Here is a 3,474-nt window from a genome sequence, read left to right on the forward strand (position 1 = left end):
AGGGACGTATTCACAGCGGTTCCGAAGAGATGCACACGGTGCTGTGGCGCCCGCAAGCCAAAACAAAGCTCCAAAGAAGCGGCGAAGCTCAGGATCCCTTAACAAACTCCTGAATTTGAATCTGAAACCCGTTGCGCAGGGCACTGTGCTCACTGCGTCCCTTCTGTAGGCCGGCATCCGCGGCCCACTCAATCAACTGTTGCGGAGTAAAGCCCAGCCACAGGTCGCCGCAGGCATCCCGCGCCCAGTCCTGTTTGTGATCGTGCAGCTCCGTAATCAACAGCTGTCCGCCCACTTTCAGGGACTTCTGCAGATCGTGAAAAATCTGCGCGGGCTCCGGCGTGTGGTGCAAAACCATATTCACCACAATCGCGTCGCAACTTTCCGGGCGAGATGCCGCGGCGCGGGTGTCATCGCAAACGAATTCAATGTTCTGCAGGCCCTGCTCATCCGCAAACGCCTGTGCCCGTTCCAGCATCGTCTGCGACAGGTCCAGCGCCGTCACAGTACCGAAACGGCTCGCCAGCTCCTCCAGAAATTCCCCCTCGCCGGGGCCAACTTCCAGAGCGTGACGCCCGGGTTTCAACAGCTGTGCTACTTGCGGGCCGTAGACGCTATAACTGGCGATCAACTCCTGCTGCTCGCGGAAGCGATTGCCATAGTCCGCGAAAAAGCGGCGCGAAGCCTCGGCGCGCTCTACAGCAATTTGCGCAACCGTATCAGCGCGGGCCTCAGTCAGCGGCAGCTGATCCAGGCCGGCAAACAACTGCTGCAGCAGCTCACTGCTCGCGGTGCGGCGGTAGAACAGGTTGTTGCCCTCGCGGCGCTTGCTCACCAGCCCCGCCTGGGCGAGCACTTTGAGGTGGTGGGAAAGCGCGGGCTGGCGCAGGTCAAAGATGCGGCACAGCTCGAGCACGCTGTATGAGTCCTGAGCCAGCAGGCGCAGTATCTCCAGGCGCAGCGGATCTCCGGCGGCCTTTAAGGTCGCCGCCAGCTGCGGAATTTGTGTGCTGATGTCTGATTCAGGTTCAGCACTGGCACTACTGTTAGGGGTACTGGAGTTAAGCATGGCGGGGAGTCTAGCAGTGCTTCTGCGCTATATCAAAATATTTTGATTTAGATGCATTAAATTTTTTTGATGCAGGTGCGGGCAAATCCCCAAAGGGCGCCCATATTGCGATTCATTAGGAAAATGTTGCTGCTGAGGCCCAATAATTGGCCTCGCAGCCTTTGCGCCCGGCGGGGTATTACGGGAAAATACGCCCCCCGTTTTGCCGCCGGCCAGTGCCGGTGCAGAAGAGGAATCGCGGCAAACTGGCCGTCAGAGCCGGGCCCGCAGCGCATCTGATGAACCGAAGATCCCAAACCGAGAGATCCCTATGTCTTCTACTCCGTCTCGCACAGAAAAGGCTAACGCCATCCGCGCCCTGTCCATGGACGCGGTTCAGAAAGCCAAAAGCGGCCACCCGGGCGCGCCCATGGGCATGGCAGATATCGCCGAAGTGCTGTGGAACGACTATCTGAAACACAATCCGGCCAACCCCGAGTGGGCGGACCGCGACCGCTTCGTGCTGTCCAATGGCCACGGTTCCATGCTGCTCTATTCCCTGCTGCACCTGACAGGTTACGACCTGTCCATTCACGAGCTGCAGAACTTCCGTCAGCTGCACTCCAAGACCCCGGGTCACCCGGAGTACGGTTACGCGCCGGGCGTTGAAACCACCACCGGTCCACTGGGGCAGGGCATCACCAATGCCGTGGGTTTTGCACTGGCAGAGAAAGTTCTCGCCGCTCAGTTCAACCGCGAAGGCTATGAACTGGTCGATCACCACACCTACTGTTTCCTCGGTGACGGCTGCCTGATGGAAGGCATCTCCCACGAAGCCTGCTCCCTGGCCGGTACCCTGGGCCTGGGCAAGCTGATCGCCTTCTACGATGACAACGGCATTTCCATCGACGGTGAAGTGGAAGGCTGGTTCACCGACGACACCCCGAAGCGTTTCGAATCCTACGGCTGGCACGTGATTCCCGGTGTGGATGGCCACGATCCCGCCGCTATCAAAGCTGCCATCGAAGAAGCCCGCGCGGAAACCGGCAAGCCCACCATCATTTGCTGCAAGACCGTGATCGGCTTCGGCTCCCCCAACAAGCAGGGCCGCGAAGAGTGTCACGGCGCACCGCTGGGCGACGAAGAGATCGCACTGGTACGTGAGACCCTGGGCTGGAAACACGAGCCCTTCGTCATCCCCGAAGACCTGTACCACGCCTGGGACGGCCGCGCCAAAGGCGGCGAACAGGAAGACGAGTGGAACGACATCTTCGAAGACTATAAAGAAGCACACCCGGAACTGGCCGACGAGTTTGTGCGCCGCATGAAAGGCGACCTGCCCGCGGACTTCCTCGCCAAGGCCGACGACTACATCAAGCAGTGCCAGGCTGACGGCGACAAGATTGCTTCCCGTAAAGCCAGCCAGAACACCCTGAACGCGTTCGGCCCGCTGCTGCCAGAATTCCTCGGCGGTTCTGCCGACCTCGCTGGCTCCAACCTCACCATCTGGTCCGGTGCCAAAGGTGTGAGCGCCGACGATGCCTCCGGCAACTACGTTTACTACGGCGTGCGTGAGTTCGGCATGAGCGCGATCATGAACGGCATCGCCCTGCACGGCGGCTTCGTTCCCTACGGCGCCACCTTCCTGATGTTCATGGAATACGCCCGCAACGCCGTGCGAATGGCCGCCCTGATGAAACAGAAGGTCGTGTTTGTATACACCCACGACTCCATCGGCCTCGGCGAAGATGGCCCCACCCACCAGCCGGTAGAGCAGCTCACCGCCCTGCGTTCCACCCCGAACCTGCAGACCTGGCGCCCCTGTGACGCCACCGAGTCCGCCGTGAGCTGGAAAATGGCCGTATCCCGCAGCGATGGCCCCAGCGCCCTCATCTTCAGCCGCCAGGGCCTCGCCCCGCAGGCGCGCACCGACGAGCAGCTGGCCAACGTCGAGAAGGGTGGTTACATCCTGCGCGATAGCGACGGCGAACCGGAAGCGATCATCATCGCCACTGGCTCCGAAGTAGAGCTGGCCGTAGCCGCTGCCGACCAGCTCGCTGGCCGCAAGGTACGCGTCGTTTCCATGCCATGTGCCGAAGCCTTCTCCGCCCAGAGCGCCGACTACTGCGAATCTGTGCTGCCTTCCAATGTGCGCGCCCGCGTTGCCGTGGAAGCCGGTCACAAGGACTACTGGTACAAGTTCGTGGGCTTCGATGGTGCCATCATCGGCATGGAGACCTTCGGTGAATCCGCGCCTGCTGGTGACCTGATGAAGCACTTCGGCATCACTGCCGAGAAGGTTGTGGAAGCGGTTGAAGGACTGCTGAAGTAATAACGGGCCCAGGCTAACGAAGCTCTGTGGTTTGAATAGAAGGGCAGGTGCTGGGGGCGGGTTTTCAGGATCGTCGGCAACAGGGATGTTGCCG

Annotated in this window: 2 protein-coding genes; one reads left to right on the forward strand and one right to left on the reverse strand. The window is 60.7% G+C overall.

The genetic code is table 11. The features are described 5' to 3' along the window. Nucleotides 1–88: 88 nt before the first annotated feature. Nucleotides 89–1,069 (reverse strand): metalloregulator ArsR/SmtB family transcription factor, encoded by a 981-nt coding sequence (locus tag B4U49_RS00925; protein WP_078082722.1) that lies wholly within the window; start codon nucleotides 1,067–1,069, stop codon nucleotides 89–91. 310 nt (nucleotides 1,070–1,379) lie between these two features. On the opposite strand from B4U49_RS00925, the gene tkt reads away from it, so the two are divergent. Continuing rightward, nucleotides 1,380–3,380 carry a transketolase gene (gene tkt, locus B4U49_RS00930; RefSeq protein WP_078082723.1) on the forward strand — a complete coding sequence of 667 codons (2,001 nt, stop codon included), beginning with the start codon at nucleotides 1,380–1,382 and terminating at the stop codon, nucleotides 3,378–3,380. The last annotated feature ends 94 nt before the right edge of the window (nucleotides 3,381–3,474 follow it).

The organism is Microbulbifer mangrovi (genome assembly GCF_002009015.1).
In the GTDB taxonomy this organism is placed as follows: Bacteria; Pseudomonadota; Gammaproteobacteria; order Pseudomonadales; family Cellvibrionaceae; genus Microbulbifer; species Microbulbifer mangrovi.